18 protein-coding genes, 1 tRNA gene and 1 rRNA gene are annotated in these 17,171 nt (G+C 42.0%); 8 read left to right on the top strand and 12 right to left on the bottom strand.

What is annotated here, in order from left to right; translation table 11 throughout:
- Nucleotides 1-10: 10 nt before the first annotated feature.
- A 5S ribosomal RNA gene (rrf, locus tag CJD36_RS22750) occupies nucleotides 11-122 on the top strand.
- 310 nt (nucleotides 123-432) lie between these two features.
- Nucleotides 433-1,116: a hypothetical protein gene (locus CJD36_RS22745; RefSeq protein WP_105041510.1), complete on the top strand. Its 684-nt coding sequence runs from the start codon at nucleotides 433-435 to the stop codon at nucleotides 1,114-1,116.
- A gap of 51 nt (nucleotides 1,117-1,167) precedes the next feature.
- Here CJD36_RS22745 and CJD36_RS22740 read toward each other — a convergent pair whose 3' ends face one another.
- From CJD36_RS22740 to CJD36_RS22715, 6 genes are all read right to left on the bottom strand, one after another.
- On the bottom strand, nucleotides 1,168-1,731 hold the full coding sequence (locus CJD36_RS22740) for a hypothetical protein (protein ID WP_105041509.1): 564 nt from the start codon (nucleotides 1,729-1,731) through the stop codon (nucleotides 1,168-1,170).
- 103 nt (nucleotides 1,732-1,834) lie between these two features.
- Nucleotides 1,835-2,137 carry a rhodanese-like domain-containing protein gene (locus CJD36_RS22735; protein ID WP_105041508.1) on the bottom strand — a complete coding sequence of 101 codons (303 nt, stop codon included), beginning with the start codon at nucleotides 2,135-2,137 and terminating at the stop codon, nucleotides 1,835-1,837.
- A gap of 3 nt (nucleotides 2,138-2,140) precedes the next feature.
- Nucleotides 2,141-3,997, bottom strand: a complete 1,857-nt coding sequence (locus tag CJD36_RS22730) for a T9SS type A sorting domain-containing protein (protein WP_105041507.1) — start codon at nucleotides 3,995-3,997, stop codon at nucleotides 2,141-2,143.
- Nucleotides 3,997-4,848 (bottom strand): PASTA domain-containing protein, encoded by an 852-nt coding sequence (locus tag CJD36_RS22725; RefSeq protein WP_105041506.1) that lies wholly within the window; start codon nucleotides 4,846-4,848, stop codon nucleotides 3,997-3,999. The genes CJD36_RS22730 and CJD36_RS22725 overlap by 1 nt, the downstream gene beginning before the upstream one ends.
- A gap of 33 nt (nucleotides 4,849-4,881) precedes the next feature.
- Nucleotides 4,882-5,874: a D-alanine--D-alanine ligase gene (locus CJD36_RS22720; protein WP_105041505.1), complete on the bottom strand. Its 993-nt coding sequence runs from the start codon at nucleotides 5,872-5,874 to the stop codon at nucleotides 4,882-4,884.
- 194 nt (nucleotides 5,875-6,068) lie between these two features.
- Nucleotides 6,069-6,269 (bottom strand): hypothetical protein, encoded by a 201-nt coding sequence (locus CJD36_RS22715; protein WP_105041504.1) that lies wholly within the window; start codon nucleotides 6,267-6,269, stop codon nucleotides 6,069-6,071.
- A gap of 71 nt (nucleotides 6,270-6,340) precedes the next feature.
- On the opposite strand from CJD36_RS22715, the gene CJD36_RS22710 reads away from it, so the two are divergent.
- The 3 genes from CJD36_RS22710 to recG all read left to right on the top strand — a co-directional run bounded on the left by CJD36_RS22710 (nucleotide 6,341) and on the right by recG (nucleotide 10,163).
- A complete protein-coding gene (locus tag CJD36_RS22710; RefSeq protein WP_105041503.1) occupies nucleotides 6,341-7,177 on the top strand; it encodes a TrmB family transcriptional regulator in 837 nt (278 codons plus the stop codon).
- Between the two features lie 49 nt (nucleotides 7,178-7,226).
- Entirely contained in the window at nucleotides 7,227-7,958 is a 732-nt protein-coding gene (locus CJD36_RS22705) for a hypothetical protein (RefSeq protein WP_105041502.1), read from the top strand.
- A gap of 93 nt (nucleotides 7,959-8,051) precedes the next feature.
- Entirely contained in the window at nucleotides 8,052-10,163 is a 2,112-nt protein-coding gene (gene recG / locus CJD36_RS22700; RefSeq protein ID WP_317047184.1) for an ATP-dependent DNA helicase RecG, read from the top strand.
- A gap of 28 nt (nucleotides 10,164-10,191) precedes the next feature.
- On the opposite strand, the gene CJD36_RS22695 is transcribed toward recG, so the two are convergent.
- Both CJD36_RS22695 and CJD36_RS22690 read right to left on the bottom strand, forming a co-directional pair.
- Nucleotides 10,192-10,701, bottom strand: a complete 510-nt coding sequence (locus CJD36_RS22695; protein ID WP_105041500.1) for a GNAT family N-acetyltransferase — start codon at nucleotides 10,699-10,701, stop codon at nucleotides 10,192-10,194.
- A gap of 71 nt (nucleotides 10,702-10,772) precedes the next feature.
- Complete coding sequence (locus tag CJD36_RS22690; protein ID WP_105041499.1) at nucleotides 10,773-11,033, bottom strand: 2TM domain-containing protein; 261 nt, start codon at nucleotides 11,031-11,033, stop codon at nucleotides 10,773-10,775.
- 388 nt (nucleotides 11,034-11,421) lie between these two features.
- Here CJD36_RS22690 and CJD36_RS23370 point away from each other — a divergent pair, with 388 nt between their 5' ends.
- Nucleotides 11,422-11,562, top strand: a complete 141-nt coding sequence (locus CJD36_RS23370; RefSeq protein ID WP_161499426.1) for a hypothetical protein — start codon at nucleotides 11,422-11,424, stop codon at nucleotides 11,560-11,562.
- An 81-nt stretch (nucleotides 11,563-11,643) separates the two neighbouring features.
- On the opposite strand, the gene CJD36_RS22685 is transcribed toward CJD36_RS23370, so the two are convergent.
- Both CJD36_RS22685 and CJD36_RS22680 read right to left on the bottom strand, forming a co-directional pair.
- Nucleotides 11,644-12,579, bottom strand: a complete 936-nt coding sequence (locus tag CJD36_RS22685; protein WP_105041498.1) for a UDP-glucuronic acid decarboxylase family protein — start codon at nucleotides 12,577-12,579, stop codon at nucleotides 11,644-11,646.
- Between the two features lie 45 nt (nucleotides 12,580-12,624).
- Nucleotides 12,625-14,004, bottom strand: coding sequence for a UDP-glucose dehydrogenase family protein (locus tag CJD36_RS22680; RefSeq protein ID WP_105041497.1), 1,380 nt, complete (start codon nucleotides 14,002-14,004; stop codon nucleotides 12,625-12,627).
- A gap of 64 nt (nucleotides 14,005-14,068) precedes the next feature.
- Here CJD36_RS22680 and CJD36_RS22675 point away from each other — a divergent pair, with 64 nt between their 5' ends.
- Together CJD36_RS22675 and CJD36_RS22670 are read left to right on the top strand one after the other, a co-directional pair.
- Entirely contained in the window at nucleotides 14,069-14,755 is a 687-nt protein-coding gene (locus CJD36_RS22675; RefSeq protein WP_105041496.1) for an alpha/beta fold hydrolase, read from the top strand.
- Nucleotides 14,756-14,838: 83 nt separating this feature from the next.
- Nucleotides 14,839-14,913: transfer RNA gene (locus CJD36_RS22670), tRNA-Met, on the top strand.
- On the opposite strand, the gene CJD36_RS24080 is transcribed toward CJD36_RS22670, so the two are convergent.
- Nucleotides 14,870-16,477 carry a recombinase family protein gene (locus tag CJD36_RS24080; RefSeq protein WP_394337904.1) on the bottom strand — a complete coding sequence of 536 codons (1,608 nt, stop codon included), beginning with the start codon at nucleotides 16,475-16,477 and terminating at the stop codon, nucleotides 14,870-14,872. The two genes, CJD36_RS22670 and CJD36_RS24080, sit on opposite strands and share 44 nt — an antisense overlap.
- Nucleotides 16,474-16,704, bottom strand: a complete 231-nt coding sequence (locus CJD36_RS22660; RefSeq protein ID WP_105041495.1) for a hypothetical protein — start codon at nucleotides 16,702-16,704, stop codon at nucleotides 16,474-16,476. Before CJD36_RS22660 ends, CJD36_RS24080 begins: the two co-directional genes overlap by 4 nt.
- Nucleotides 16,705-17,171 lie beyond the last annotated feature (467 nt).

The raw sequence follows: 17,171 nt of genomic DNA, 5'->3' as shown, positions 1-17,171 counted from the left end.
GGTAAGATCTTATGGTGATTTTACCGGGGGTGTTCACCTCTTCCCATTCCGAACAGAGCAGTTAAGCCCCCCATGGCCGATGGTACTACACAACAATGTGGGAGAGTAGGTAGTTGCCATATTTATTAAATAACCCTTAGCATTAATTTGCTAAGGGTTATTTGCTTTTAGGCCCATGACCGATCATACTACACCATCCCGAACGTGCGGGATTGGAGTAGGTAGTTGCCATATTTATTTAGAAAGCCTTGACACGTTGTGTCGAGGCTTTCTTCGTTTATGCCCATTCCGCCGACATTGTCTGAACCAGGATTTAAAGGATTAAAGGAATGGAAGGATGCCCGACGCATTTATCTGAATCTCTACTGTGCGAATTGGAATTTCTCATTGCTGTTGGCGTATGTTTTGTATTGATTTGACAAGAGCGATCTTATGAAAAGGACAATTTTTGTTTTATCAATAATAGGCTTGGCAATATATGGTGGGGGCTGCAGCAAAATAGACTCTAATGATCTGGATACCAATGTGCCGTATTATCAGGTGTACTCGGTCACCTATTATAAGGCCGGTAACACCACTTCATGTGTGGCTCATTACCTGGTGCGCAATGGAAGTGGTACACGTGTCGAATTGGGGAACGGTTCTTCTGTGAAGATGAATGGTGCATCGCCCTCTACTTCATTGATCGATAAAACAATTTATGAATGGAATGGTCCCGGTTTTTTTGATGCCTCTTTTATGCTTACTAAACCGTCAGGGAAGATCATAGGTAATGTTGTAAGGCGAAGTGATATTGGTGATATCAATTTTGTTTCGTTACCAGATACGGTGTCGAAGTCGGCTGGGTTTAGTTTCGGTTGGACGGGGTCAACATTGGGCGCCGACGAAAAAATTGTAGTGAGGGTATCTACGCTTGGTAGTGCAGTGAATGACCAAAATATATCGGGGACTACTGTGACAGTAGCCCCATCTGCCTTAGCCGATTTTCCCGTAGGAAAGCTGACTGTACAATTGATAAGGGTAAAGGAAATACCTGTACATGTACCTGATAGTACCGCGGGTGGTACTACATCTATCTTCTATAATAATTCAAAAGAGATAGAGTTGGTGCCGTAGTGCAACAGAATGTAAAAGCTACTATCAAAAGTATCAGACGGTATTCTTCCTTTAATCCAATAATCTAAGCATCCTATTATCTACCAGCTGGAAGAATAGATCTGGTTTATACGTACGCCAGTTTGGTTCTTCCATAAAAGTAATATTCCGATCTATTTTTGATTTGTGGAAGTCGTGCTGGGTTTGTTCCGGCATGTTGATGGAACAAACCCAGCCTCCATCATCTTTAATATCTTCTATCCATTCTTCGTAGTATTCACGGTCGCTACTATGGAAGTTAAGTACGTTCTCAGTGACCAGAATGAATTTAGATATGTGATCTTTGATCATGAGGTCAATAACTGATCGCTTCAGTTGCATGATGTCGTTTTCCACAGCATCATTCCATTCGCCTATCATTTCTATAATAGCGTAGTTAAGTTCATAGTCCACAAACAATACCTTAAGATAGAGTGTGCGCGAACCAAATTCATCCCACTGAGGATGTATGTAATAGTTGTAAACGGTATTGGAGAATTCAAACTCGCTATGCTCTATGCCGTAGAAAGGAGATTGCTCATCTTCTTCTGCATTGTATAAGTGACGCCAGTTATAGAAAGGTTCTATTTCGTGCATTTGCTATTGTTACCTTGCTCTATGAGCTGAGATTTTGTTTAACAATCTATCTATCTGCAATTAATTAAAATTCAAGATCGATCACTCTTTCCGGGTAATATGTTTATCCCAGCTTCTTCCATGCATCCATGCCGCCCACCAGGTTCACTACATTGGTGAAGCCGGCCTGTTCCATAAATACACATGCCTGCATACTGCGCATGCCTGCTTTGCAATGCACAATTACCTCTTCATCTTTAAGGTCTTCGATATCATCAAACTGCATGCCCATGATCTTGCCTAGAGGCACAAGCTTCCCATTGATGTTGATTTCTGCGTATTCAGATGGTTCGCGCACGTCTACTATGTTTAGCTTTTCGCCGCTGCTCAGCCTGCTCTTTAGTTCTTCAGCTGTAATATTTTTCATCAGTTATAATTTAATAAATTTCTTAGGCGTCCCGGCTATCCCATTACAGGAGATATTGATAAAGTACATACCAGCATGTAGTGCTGTAACGTCTACACTGCTACCATTAACAGTATTGCCTGTTTTTACTGTTTGCCCTTGTATGTTGGTTATAATATAGTTTGCAGTTCCATCTCCCGGAAATGAAATGCTGATCTCATTAGACGCGGGATTCGGGAATACTTCCCAAATGTCTTTTTTAGCACCGACTACTGGTTCTATGCCACTTGCTTTTATGTCCTGCCCCATTAGTGGACGCATCATTATCGCGCCATGCAGTAAGGATGGATTCCATGAAGAGAGTACATTGTAATAGGCATGATTTCCGCCGATCCGGTTCAGATCAAAGCCAAAGTAAAGGCTGTCGCTGCTACTTTCTGCGGGCATCATTACACCTGTATAAAACGTGCCTGCCGGCAGTGGCAATGGAGTATCAAATTTATATATCCAGAAGTTGTTTACAGTATCGGCGTAACCGGGATAACAGGGATCTTGAACATAAAGCAGGTTATCTGCTACTGCACCATTGATACCGGCTAACTGCGAGTATACTTCTATTGAAAATGATTTGTATGATTGAGATGGAGCTGTACGTCCAAAATAGATGGCCATACCCTGCATACTATCGGCTACGTTGAGATGATGCTCGATCTCAATTTTACCCGGAAGAGATGGGAACAGGCTAAGGTAATAACTCTGCTCAGCAGATCCATCGTCATAAGCAAGGTAATTATCAAACACCTGTTCTTTAACTATAGTGTCGTTGGGTAAAGATCCTGTGGCTGTGGTGCTTTGAACAAAATACTTGTTCTCAAAAACTACCTTATCATAAATACCTGCTGGTACTGTAGTAGTATAGGCATTGTTAGCTAACTGTTGTATACCGGTTGGGTTTAATGTAGCGGTGTTAGTTACAGTAGATTGCAGAATAGTACCGCTGCCTTCATCTTTGGCAGTAAACCCATAAGTAACAGGTTGTGGACTATCGTAGTTGTTATGGATGCTATCTCTATAACTAAGTGCCCGCTCACCGGCTGTATTGGCAATAAACTGCCTGTAGGGCATAGATGTATAGTCGTTGAGCAGTGGAGTAGGGTTAGACGAATAGGCAATGTCATTTACAAGCGTATCGTACATATTGCGGCCTGCATCAAATCTAACGTAATCAAGGTTCCAGATAGCATCTGAGTAGTTGAGCGCTGCAATATTGGCGAACCGAAATTGGAAGGCATCATAAAAATACAGCGTATCTGTAATTGGAATCATTACCTGCTTAAATGGCTGTAGTGATGACCCCTGCATTTTCCAAACCGGCAGCCAATCGCCGTAGCGGATCCTCATAAAAAGTACCAAAGAATCGGCAACGAGTGGAAAGAATCCCAAACCCTGAGGTTGGTAGAAGAAACTGAGATAAAGACTGTCGTTTGGAGTGTAACCGGTAAGGTCGAATGGCTGAGAGGTAAGACTATCGGTATAGCGGAAATTATTATTACTGCTCGGGTCCCATGGGTGGCCCAATTCATTGAGTGCGTCGAAAGTAGCAACACCCCTGCTTATAGGGCTAACGCACATTGTGTTATTGATATATACCTGTTTCTCTATCCACTTAGAGTTGTCGGGGTAGAGATCATAACCTGTAAAGTCTTCAAAGAAGGGCAGGGTTATAGCAGTTATTTTCTTAGCAACGTTATGCTTTCCTTGCTTGCTAAACAATTGAGGATTAGCGCCTAATGGGCCTGCGTGTTCCTGCCCATTGGCCGGAAAAGCCTGGTTAAGAATATATAGTAAACACGAGAATATTATTAATGTTGTGTTTTTCACTAGTTTCCGTCCTCGGGGTCAAATGTTTTGTCTTTAACGGCTTCTATAGGTGGTTTATTGCCCCCTTCGTAGTCATCAGGCTCAGGTTTTTGCTTTATAAATACATCAATAATATCGCCCATCTTTATCTTGCTGGGCTGGCCTGCATCATTGAGTGGTTTCTGCACCTGGCGTATAATGAAGGCGTTAGGGGTATCGTATATCTCGCCGCTTCCGGACTCCACAACTAAATTAAGTATCAGGTTGTTGGCATTCACTATTGCGGTTGCCTCATCAACGGTCATATGTACAAGGTCGGGAACGTTTAGATCTGTATTACCCAAGCCGTTACCAATTACAAGGTCAATACGGCTACCCTGTGGTATCATTTCACCTGGCCTTATAGCGTGGCCTTTAAATCTCTGCTCTTTAATAGCACCACGGGCAATATCAGGTACATAAGTAGTATCACCAACAAACATCTTATTGTTTTTCAGTAACATCTCTGCACTTCTGAATGAAAGACTAATGAGGTTAGGCATAGGAACCCGCATTGGCGTTACGCTATTGACCGTGATCATAACAATACGACCAGATTTTACTGTAGAACCGGTATCGGGTACTTGCTTGAGGACAGCCAAAGGTTTAGCCAGAGGATCATAAGTAGAATCGACATGCACATCGAAATGCATATCATGCAGCTGTGCAATAGCCTCGTTCATATGCTTACCCTTCAGGTTAGGTATTTTTACCATTTCGCCATGATGTGTAAGACACCCCAACGCCCAGAAAAATATAATGTAGATGCCAGTGAACGTAGCCGCTACCACCAGAAAATTAAACCAGAATGACCTTTTTACTTCTTCCTTCATAAAGGATATGGAATCAGAGTATAAATATAAGTATTATAAAGAATGATTTCTCAGACAATCTTCGAGCAAGTCTCCATAAAATTTCTTCAGATCCATACCCGCCGCCCTTACCTGCTGCGGAACAATACTGTTCTCGCTCTGACCAGGCATAGTATTTACTTCAAGGAAGAAAAGCTTGTTTGTCTTAGCTTCAAGAATGAAATCCATACGCACAATACCACGGCAGTTAAGATGGCGGTATATGTACATGGCTTTCGTTTCGAGTTGTTCCTTTACTTGTGCAGGTATTTGCGCCGGGGTTATCTCTTTGGTCACTCCTGGTGTATACTTGGCTTCGTAATCAAAAAACTCGTTCTGGCTCAGTATTTCAGTAGCAGGCAATGCCGTTAGCAAACCATTTACTTTGTAAACACCAATGGTTAATTCACGACCTTCAATAAATTCTTCTATCAGCACCTGTTTGTCTTCTCCGAATGCCTTCTCTATAGCTGGTAGCAGTTCCTCAACATTTTTTACTTTGCTTACGCCCAGGCTACTGCCACTTTCATTGGGTTTCACAAATACCGGGAGTTTTAACTCATCAAGCACGGCTCCCATGGAATAAGGCTCACCCTTAATGAGGTGTACCGAATTGGCGATGTTTACCACATTGAATGCTTTGACAACCTTATTGCAATAACTCTTATTGAAGGTGAGCGCGGACACTATTGCATTGCAGGTAGTGTATGGTATCTGCATCATGTCCAGATAACCCTGTATGCGGCCATCTTCTCCCGGAGAGCCGTGCATGGCTATGAATACGCAATCGAAGGTTATTTTGTGACCATCTACTAACAGGGAAAAATCGTTTTTATCCACCTGTATTTTCTTACCATGTTCATGATACCATTCGTCTTTTGTGACTATGATCTTGTAAACATTATACAAGTTGGTGTCTAAGTTCTTTTCGATGGTTTCGGCAGTCTTTATTGAAATAACGAACTCGCCCGAATAGCCCCCTGCAAGTAGTGCAATATTTTTTTTCATCCTGATGTATAGGCAGTATATCTGCCCGCAGCCAAAGGTAATATTTAGCGGTGATATGTAGGCTTGGATTGGAAAGTTAAAATTAGTGTGTTGGGTAGGTTCATGCTGTGAGTACAAAGGCAGTCCACAAAGCTGCCTGACGGTAGGCCGGGAAGCGCAAAGGATTATTGCAATTGTAACAGCGCAAAGAGGGTTTACTCTGCAATCTTCTTCCTGTTTATCAGCATAAAGATATTTACCAGTAACACGCCAATACACATACCGGCACCTAAGATGGCTACCATATCTACCGCTCTTATATTACTATGTTTGGTAATTGTCCTCAATGATGTTAGGGAAAGAATGGTTACAATTGCACTCAGGCGCAAATTCCTTTTGATTTTATTTGTGTCCATGGTATGTTTTTATTTAAAACAAATGTAGTAGTATATCTTTATAATACTACATTTGCAGTAAGAAATATTTTATGAGTCCGGAAGAGATATTCGCAGAATTGGGATTTAATACGCTTGAAGCAGAGGTGTATGTGGGATTGTTAAAGCATGGTGCACAAACAGCGTACAAAATAGGCAAGCTGATAGGCAGGCCGACCGCTAACGTATATAAGGCTGTTGATGTACTTTCGCGGGAAGGGGCAATAGAAGTGATGGAAGGTGAGGTGCGGGTATGCAAGGCGCTGCCAATAGAAACAGTTGTAAAACAGTTGGAAACAGCCTACAAGCGCAAAACCGGAAATGCTGTAGATGCACTGAATAAAATAAAAGAGGCAAAAAGTGAAGAGGGGATATATACCCTACAGACTGCGGATGCAGTGTTTCAGCGGGTAAAGGAAATGATTGCCAGGGCAGAGCAAATAATAGTGGTAGATGCATTTCCCGGTACGCTGCAGCAGGTGGTGTCTGTACTTAATGAAGCGGCCAAAAGAGGTGTGGAAGTATTTGTGCAGGCCTATTCAGCAATAAAAATGGATAAAAAGATAGCTGTTGTTATTCCAGATCAGGCCGCAGATGCACTACAATACTGGGAGGCGCAGCAGATAAATATAGTTGTGGATGGGAAGGAAATGCTGGTAGCATTATTCAATAAAGATTTGTCGGTATTGGTGCAGGCCAATTACAGCAATAACCTGTACTTGTCGTGCATGATGCATTCGGGCATTATAAGCGAGCATAAAGTGCATCAATTTGAGCAGGCAAAAAGTGTGGGCGACCTGAGCAGGATGGTTGGCAATCAGAAAAACTTTTTGAATACTAAAGTGCCCGGGCTGGAGTTGTTGTTTAAGCAGTATAAAAGGGAGAAGTAAGTTACGTTTGTGCTATATGTAAATTTATTCATTGCACAATTAAAGCCTGATGTTCACTGCTATGAGTCGCTTATTCATAACATTTTTAGTTTTTTTCCTCATCCCGGGCGCAATTGCCAAGGCGCAAAATGGGAAAATAAAAACAAAAGATAGAACTGCTGCTGTGCACTGGACTGACGTGCGGGAGTCAAGTGTATTATGGAAAAAAATAGTAATGAGGGAAGTAGATCTGACTAACGCTTACAATACGCCATTGCTGGAAATGAAAGACTCAGCGGGGAACAGTATTACTATCAACGATCTGTTCCGTAAGCTTGCTAAAGAAAATGTGGTGGCGATCACCGATCTTGCTGGGGACAAGTTTAAGGTGAACGATAGCACCCTAGACTTGTTGGCCAAAGAGATAAAACGCGGAGATAGTGCTTGCGTGAGCAAATATTTAATGGTAGAAGAATGGCTGTTCGATAGGGACTTGGGTAAAATGGTGGTGCACATTCTGTGGTTGGGACCTTATATATCTGGTATTGAGGGCACAGTGAATTATAAAGGCCGTAAAAAGGATGGGCAGATATATTGGGTGGATGAAAGTAAAATACCTTGTGCAAGCACACCTCATCAGCCATTGTTTGCAATTAGGTATGATGACCTGAAAAGAGAACTTACCCGATATAAGTTGGACGTAACTGGCAGCAAAAAAGAAGGCGCAATAAGTGTATTTGATTTCTTTGAAAACAGGCAATTTACGAGTAAGATCATTTGCGTTGAAAGCAAATATCCATAGTCAGCAATTCCGTTATAAAACTTTAAAGCTTTCAATTATAATCGTACAGGTAAAAATACCTGTGCTCGTTGTTCCTACCGTACTATCTATTAAATTTGCGGCATCAATAACGGTACATCCATATTAGAGTCGCCAATAGAGTTTCTGAAAGGCGTCGGTCCCATGCGTGGCGAGTTGCTGCGTACGGAGTTGGGTATTGCCACTTTCGAGGACCTGTTGTATCATTTTCCCTACCGGTACTTTGATAGAAGCCAGATAACCAAGATAGCCGCTGTAAATGGCTTGACTGAATTTGCCCAGTTTGCAGGCATACTCATCAATATTGGTGAAGAAGGGGATGGTCGTAAAAAGCGATTAACTGCAACCCTCTATGATGATACCCGGCGGATAGAACTGGTATGGTTCCAGAACATAAACTGGGTAAAGAAGAGTATTACAGAGGGAGAGCGCTATATTGTATTTGGTAAGGTAGCTCACTATGGCGGTTACTATAACATCAGCCATCCTGAAATAGAGGCATGGAATAGCGATACCAATATCCCGGGCAGGCAGCCGGTATATAGTACTACAGAAAAACTGAGGTTACGAGGTATAACCAACCGGTCTTTTGCTAAAATAACGCAAAGCCTTTTTGAGAAGGTAAAGCCACACGACATCCCTGAAATATTGCCATCAGCTATTCTTAGCCAGTATCAACTATGTAACCGTTATAGTGCTATAAGATGGCTGCATTACCCCGATACCGAGCACCATGAAGAAATGGCCCGCTACAGAATGAAGTGGGAAGAGCTGTTCATATCTCAGATATTAATAGGCAGGTTGCGCTTGCAGCATACCATACAACGTGGGTGGATATTTGATAAAGTAGGCGGTGCGTTCAATACATTCTTTAATCACCACCTGCCATTTCAATTAACAGGTGCGCAGAAAAGGGTACTCAAAGAAATAAGACAGGACACTGCAACCGGCCGACAAATGAATAGGTTGCTGCAAGGTGATGTGGGTAGTGGTAAGACCATAGTGGCATTGATGTCTATGCTGCTGGCATTAGACAATGGCTTCCAGGCCTGCATAATGGCACCTACAGAGATACTGGCTACACAGCACTTTAATAGCATATCGGGCCTGTTGGAAGAAATGGGCATCACCATAAAACTGCTGACAGGTAATATTAAAGGCAAAGAGCGGAAAGCGATTCTTGCAGGGCTGGCAGATGGTTCGTTATCTTTTGTGGCGGGTACTCATGCATTAATTGAAGACCCGGTGATTTTCAAAAACCTTGGTCTTGCTGTGATTGATGAGCAACACCGATTTGGTGTAGGGCAGCGGGCTAAGTTGTGGAAGAAAAATGAGCTACCGCCACATGTGTTGGTTATGACCGCAACACCTATTCCCCGCACATTGGCTATGACGCTTTATGGCGACCTGGAAGTGTCTGTGATCGATGAATTGCCACCCGGCAGACAAGAAATAAAGACTGTTCACCGGAGAGATACCGCCCGTGCTAAGGTAATGGAATTCATGCGGCATGAAATAGATAAAGGCAGGCAGGCATATATTGTATACCCCTTAATTGAAGAGTCGGAAAAGCTGGATTATGAAAGCCTTATGCAAGGCTACGAACAAGTGAAAATGTGGTTTAGCGAAGATCGCTATAGAACAGCCATGGTGCATGGGCGCATGGAAGCCGAGCTGAAGGAGCGTAACATGGCCCGTTTTGTAAAGGGAGAGGCCAATATACTTGTGGCTACAACAGTAATAGAGGTAGGGGTAAATGTACCCAATGCTTCGGTAATGCTGCTAGAGAGCGCTGAGCGTTTTGGTCTGTCACAAATGCACCAGTTACGTGGGCGAGTGGGTAGGGGGGCAGAACAGTCTTACTGTATATTAATGACAGGTAGCAAAGTAGGCGAAGAGAGTGTAAAGCGCATTAACATCATGGTCTCAACGACAGATGGATTTAAGATAGCTGAAGAAGATCTGGCCATGCGCGGGCCTGGTGATATGTATGGAACGAAACAAAGTGGCGTGCTGAAATTTAAACTGGCAGATATAGTACATGATAGCGCTATTCTTGAAGAAACACGGCACGCTGCCTTGGCCTTACTTACAGCAGATCCTCGATTAGAATTGCCACAACATCAGGGTTTAAAAACAACGTTAAGGAATCATGCGTCTCAGTCGCATTGGGCGAAAATAAGCTAAGCAGATAGTAGTTTAGGTTTAGCGAAAACTATCGATCAAGATCCAAAGTATATATCCAGTACCGCTTACCAAATAGCGGTTCTATTTCCTTTAATTGCTTGAATCCAAATCCTTCATAGATATGTCGTGCTGCATCCATAAACTCCGATGTATGTAGGGCTATGGTGTGCTCATTGTTTTGTTTAGCATGGTCTATGCAAAGTTGAGTCAGGGTTTTGGCAATACCCTTGCCATTGTGATCAGGATGCACTGCCACCAGTCTGAGATAGCTCCAGTTTGCCTGGAAAATTGGTGTCGGGTTTCCCTGTGGCATTAGGTAGGCCATACCTACTATTGTTGTTCCATCTGTGCAAACAAAACAGGTTGCTTTTGAAAGGAGATCAGCGATCTTTTCTTCGCTGGAAAGATTGCTTTCCATGATCTGCCAATTTTCTATGCCCAGCACGTCTTTAAATTGACCGTATGCAAGTAACGCAAGGTTCTTTAATTGAGAGATATCCAAAGTTGATGCAGTTCTGTACTTAAGTATATTGTTCATGGCAAGATGAGCTAACTAAAAACGCCCCTGCAAGCAGAGGCGTTTAGAAATATTGATCGGTATGAAATTGATTAGTTCAATGGTTTGTCCTGTTGGCGACGATATTCATCATAACCCTTGTCTTCAGAACTTGTAAATACGATGCAGTAGTGGCCGATGAAGCAGAGTGCCCATGCAGCAACAGTCCACGCTGGCCATGGGTAAGCCCATTTGCCTTTACCATGATTAGGATCGTATAAATATAACATAGCAGCCGAACCGATGATAAATACTACGAAATGGATGATAAGCTTCGTTATCTGTGAACCGGTTGGTTTTATTTTAGCAGGCATTAGTTATGTTTTAAGTTGGCGCAAAGATAATATTCCCTAATGAAAAACGAATGAGTTGTCTTCGATTTGTTAAAAATATTTTCACACAATTTTTAAACTTCAATTTGTAAGGGTTTATTAAACCTTTTCTTACATAAACACTCAAAGAAAAAACAATAGGTCATGAAACGATTATTTCAAGTTACCGCAGTTTTGCTGTTGATAGTGTCATTTGCATCATGCGTAATAGTATATCCGGCACCTAGGCATAGGCTGTACAGGCATCATTATCACAGATAATATCCACCAGATTAGTTATTTAAGAATGAATGATTATTTTTACAAAAGCAAGTTTCTGGAAGCAGAATCATTCGGATAGTATATTTTCAATAATTCATAAATGACTACAATGAAAATCTTTAAGAAAATACTGGCAGTTGTGCTCATTACGAGCTTTTTCTCTTCATGCACACTTTACTACAGGCCTATGCATAGCCGTAACATAGGTAAGCGCAATACCAATTCGCGCATGGCGCCTGGTTTCAGGTGATCTGCGTTTGTGGGTTAGATACTAAAAAGGGTTTCGATATTGTCGAAACCCTTTTTCTACTTATGGAATGTAAATAATTACTTAGATGTGTAGTTTGAAATATTCCAGTGTGCGCTTTAAACCCTCGTGACGGTCTATCTTTGGCTCCCAACCAAGAATGTTCCTGGCTTTTGTAATATCCGGCTGGCGTTGTTTAGGGTCATCTTGTGGCAATGGCTTGAATACTATCTTAGATTTTGATCCTGTAAGTGCCAGTACCTCTTCAGCAAACTGCATCAAAGTGATCTCTTGTGGATTACCAATGTTTACCGGACTGGAGTAGTCAGACAACAATAAGCGATAGATACCTTCAACGAGATCATCTACATAGCAGAATGAGCGCGTCTGTGAACCGTCGCCAAACATAGTAAGATCTTCTCCCCTTAATGCCTGACTCATAAATGTAGGTAATGCACGACCATCATCCAGGCGCATCTTTGGACCGTATGTGTTGAAGATACGGATGATACGTGTCTCCAACTGATGGAAAGTGTGGTATGCCATAGTGATACTTTCCATGTATCGCTTAGCCTCATCATAAACACCACGCGGTCCCACAGTATTTACATTACCCCAATACTCTTCGGTCTGAGGATGTACCAACGGGTCACCATAGATCTCTGAAGTAGAAGCGATCAGTATACGTGCTCCTTTAGCTTTTGCCAGGCCAAGTAAATGGTGTGTACCCATGGCGCCAACCTTTAATGTCTGAATTGGCATTTTAAGGTAATCTATAGGACTGGCAGGAGATGCAAAGTGAAGGATGTAGTCAATTTTGCCTGCTACGTGTACGAATTTAGTGACATCGTGATGGAAGAATTCAAATTCCTTTATAGGGAAAAGATGTTCGATGTTCTTTATGTTACCTGTAAGCAGGTTATCCATACCGACCACATTGTACCCTTCCTTAAGAAAGCGATCGCAAAGATGTGAACCTAAGAATCCTGCTGCGCCTGTAATCAGTATGCGTTTACTCATTTAGTCTTTTATTTTATCAGGGATAAAGAAAATGCTTATGCTTAATTAATCCAGAGTACCTCGCTCTCTAATGATCTCGTTCTGAGGCATTGCCAGTGTGTCATGCACATGTTTGTGGATAGTTTTTCTACCTATACTCTCATAGTAGAAGCCAAGTTCATTCATTTTTTCCAATGAATAAACATTACGACCATCGAAAATGCAAGGATGAACAAGTGCTGTCGCAATACGATCGAAGTCGGGATTGCGGAACTCACTCCATTCTGTAACAACTATGAGCGCATGTGCATCTGTCAGAGCCGCATATTGGCTTTCAGCATATTGGATCTTGTTGCCGAATATCTGCTTTACATTTTCCATTGCTTCAGGGTCAAAAACCGTAACAGATGCGCCTGCTGCCAACAACTCGTTGATCAGATCTAATGCAGGAGCATCGCGTATATCGTCGGTCTCGGGCTTGAACGCTAAACCCCACAAGGCAAACTTGAATGTAGAAAGATCACTACCGAAATAGTTTCTTACTTTTTGACCCAGAATTAGTTTCTGGCGGTCATTTACCTGCATTACTGTATTGATAATAGCATAGTCGTAGTCCATTTCCTGCGCAGTGAAAGCCAAAGCTTTTACATCTTTTGGAAAGCAGCTGCCACCGTAGCCAATACCAGGGAAAAGGAAACGCTTGCCAATGCGGCTATCGCTACCCATACCTATACGCACCCAGTCAACATTAGCACCGGCACGCTCGCAAAGATTTGCCATTTCGTTCATAAACGAAATACGCATTGCCAGGTATGAGTTAGCCGCGTATTTGGTCATTTCAGATGAGCGCGGATCCATGAAATAGATAGGATTGCCCTGGCGGATATATGGCTGGTACAATTCGTCCATTACCTTCTTTGCCTTTTCAGATTCTGTACCTATAACAATACGATCCGGCTTAAGGAAGTCTTCTACTGCAACACCCTCGCGAAGGAATTCGGGATTAGACACCACATCAAATAATGATGGATCGAGGTGCTGAGATAATACCGCATGTACTTTTTCGGCCGTGCCTACAGGTACCGTACTTTTGTTTACAATAACGGTATAAGTTGTAATGATCTTGCTTAAGGCAGCAGCAACATCCAGCACATACTGCAGATCGGCAGAGCCATCTTTGCCCGGAGGCGTAGGGAGTGCAAGGAAAATCACTTTAGCACCGGATATACCTGTATTAATATCAGTAGTGAACTGAAGTCGGTTTTCTTTTATATTACGCTCTAGCAATACCTCAAGACCAGGCTCATAAATAGGGGTTTTGCCCTGCTTTAGCTTATTTACTTTGTTTTCGTCAATGTCGATACACATAACATTGTTCCCTGTTTCCGCAAAACATGTTCCCGTTACCAGACCTACGTAGCCTGTTCCTATTATCGCTAATTGCATTTATGCTGGATTTTTGAAGAACCAAAAGTAGTTTTTTTTTGTTTAAATTTATATTTGATTAATTATGAAATTACTATTTCTACACGGGGCAATTGGAGCGAGCGATCAAATGCTACCTCTGGCGCAAATGCTTGCTACTCAATATGACGTTTATACGCCCGACTTTTATGGACATGGCGGGCAAAATATGTATGGCAATCTGTTCTCCATCCCTCTTTTTGCGGAGTGTATATTGAAGTACATGGATGAGGCCCATATTGAGAGGGCCTCGATATTCGGTTACAGTATGGGCGGGTATGTGGCTATGTATTTGGCAAAACACCACCCTGAAAAAGTAGATAAGGTAATTACGCTGGCAACAAAGTATCACTGGGACGTTGAAACGGCCACCAAGGAGGTGAAGATGCTCGACCCGGAAAAAATTGAACAAAAATTACCGCAGTTTGCCTCTTCACTAAAAGCAAGGCATACTGCTACAGGTTGGGGGACGGTTTTGGCTAGAACAGAAGATATGATGATGGCTATGGGAGCGGATAATCCGCTGAAGAAAGAGGGCTTTGCTCAAATACAACAGAAAATATTGGTAGCTATTGGAGATAGAGATAAAATGGTAAGCATGGAAGAAACAATTTCTGTTTATAAAGCTTTGCCCACTGCACAATTATGTATCATTCCAGATACCGGGCATCCTATTGAACAATTAGATGTTAGTCTTGCCGCGACAATATTCAGTCGTTTCCTAAGTCAATAATCAGCTAATATTTTAGTTGGGGTTTATTAATATCCATTTAGTTTTGGTAGAGTGGGTTTGCATGCCTACTATTGCACTCAGATCGCGAGATAGAGCAGCGGTAGCTCGTCGGGCTCATAACCCGAAGGTCACAGGTTCGATCCCTGTTCTCGCTACCAAAGAGGGAACATGCAATTCAAATTGCAGTTCCCTCTTTTCTTTTCCCCCTAAAACCCTTGCCAAGCCTGCAATGTAGCGGAATGCTTCATTTACCTTTGGGGTTCGACACTCGTCTTTTTTTCGATTGTAGTATATTCCTTCAGGAAAGACCATATACTGAAGTTCCTGTCTGTCGTTATAATCAGCGGAAGCCCATTCTGGAGCGAGTTTTGAGGTTGTTCTAAAGGCTGTGTCTATGTATAAATCAAGGTTCGACACCCTATTCCCAAATTTTGCCCGTTCCTTTTCAATATCCTTCTTTTCGTCAATGAATTTCGCCTTGAATTTATCGAACATATCCTTTGTTATTTCCTCCAAAACATATCGTTCTTCTAGACGCTCCAACTTCTTATCTACCTCCGCTAATTGCTTTTCGATATTCTGAATGTTCTCTTCTTTCTGCTCATTCGACTTATTGTATTCCACAATCATTTGCTCTCTAATCAGGTACTGCATCGCCTCGTCAAATTCAAGGCTGTATTCTGACAACGTTTGAGCGAAACGCTCGTGGAGAGTATCAGCCCTCATATTGCAGTTACAACCCTTTGTGTTGCATTTGTAATAGTACTTCTGATTCTTGTAAGCCTTATATGCCCTGAGAAACTGCTCACACTCATCGCACTTATAAAACCGTTTAAGCGGTATTTCGTCATTCTCAGGGTTGGTGCGATAGCCTTGCTTGTTTTCAGATAGTACATCATTTGCTTCAAGGAAAAGTTCTTTAGATATCATCTTCTCATGATTACCTTCTATTACCTGTCCCTCCAAAGCAGTATGAACCATAAGGCCACAATAAAAAGGATTGCGGAAGAAGGCTGAGATTCTCTGATTAGTTATTTTCAGACCTTGTGCAGCAAGCCTCCTGATAATCTCCTCGCTGGATACCTTTTCCTTGACTTTCCAGTGGAACGCCTTTTTTAGCAGCCTACCATCCTTATTGAGCACAATAGACCGCTTGCCATTGGATTTGACAATGTCATAACCAATAGGCGGGGCAGTAGGCCATTCACCACGCAGCAGCATTTCCTTTACACCAGCCATACATTTCTCCCTGCGCTGTTGGTTTTCGTACTCGCTGAATATGAACTGTATATTTTGTTGCAGACTGCCACTTGCCGTTGATGCGTCGGTAGGTTGCGTTACGGAGCAAACCACTATTCCCTGCTTTTTCAACTGCTCGGCAATGTAGATGGCATTAGCACCGGAACGGCTGAACCGATCCACGCTGTATACTATGATGTGCGATATTTTCTCTCTGCTCTTCTTCAGAAAAGTTAGCATGTTGTTGAACTGCTTTCTTTCATCGGTCTTTGCACTCTCAAACGTGCCTCCGAAACTGCCCATGATTTGAAGATTGCCCTTTTTAGCAAACATTTCACAAGCTTTCTTCTGTGTATCGAGGCTTAAATTGTTGTCGGCCTGTTCTTTTGTTGAAACACGAGTATAGATAACGCAGTTGTTCCCTTTAGTTTTTGCCTTATGAGTGCCTTTAGCAAAGGTTTTGAATAGTGTGATGTCGCTCATGCCGATTTAGTTTGTTGATTATCAATGTGTAGTGCAATTTTCTTGCCAAATTTTTTCCGTTTAGAAACCACATTATAAATAAATCGAGTATATTTCTTAATGGTGTCTATCAGTTCATTTACCTGTTCATCAGTGTAGTTTTTAAATCTTTCAAATCTCCTTACCTCTTCTGGGGTGATGTCATGTGTTCTGTCATACGAATTTACGTTTACGTTTTTATTTTTCATAGTACCGTTTTTTTGCTTTTAAGTGCAATCTATGCTCCCAGATATGGCACCTTTCCAGGTTTATGTCAAGTTGTGTAGGATGATGCAGAAAAATGTCACTTTATGCATTTTAATGTCAATTGATGTTGGCCGTTAGGATTACTATGGTTTGTATCTCGCTTTCCGAATTTGGTTCGAACTATCAACATGATTAAATACAATCATCGTGTTGATAATAAATTTTCATTTCCTCCATATTTAGCACTGTAGGATAGGGCCCCTCAAACAAATCATAGACACAAAAACTAATGTAAAGTCGATCCAAGATCACCCCACCATCTCAAATGTCTTAATGATGACGATGAACTGTGTTTATAAACAAGTATTTTGTAAATAATTTTTCTCAAAAATTGCTTCTTTTGTCGCAATAGCAAATGCTTGTTTGAGCAGCTTATTGACTACCGCTATTAGTGCCAGCCGCTTAGCCT

This window comes from Flavipsychrobacter stenotrophus (assembly GCF_002954265.1).
Classification (GTDB): domain Bacteria; phylum Bacteroidota; class Bacteroidia; order Chitinophagales; family Chitinophagaceae; genus Flavipsychrobacter; species Flavipsychrobacter stenotrophus.
The sequence above is the reverse complement of the archived record's forward strand: the minus strand, read 5'-3'. Positions and strand labels throughout refer to the sequence as shown.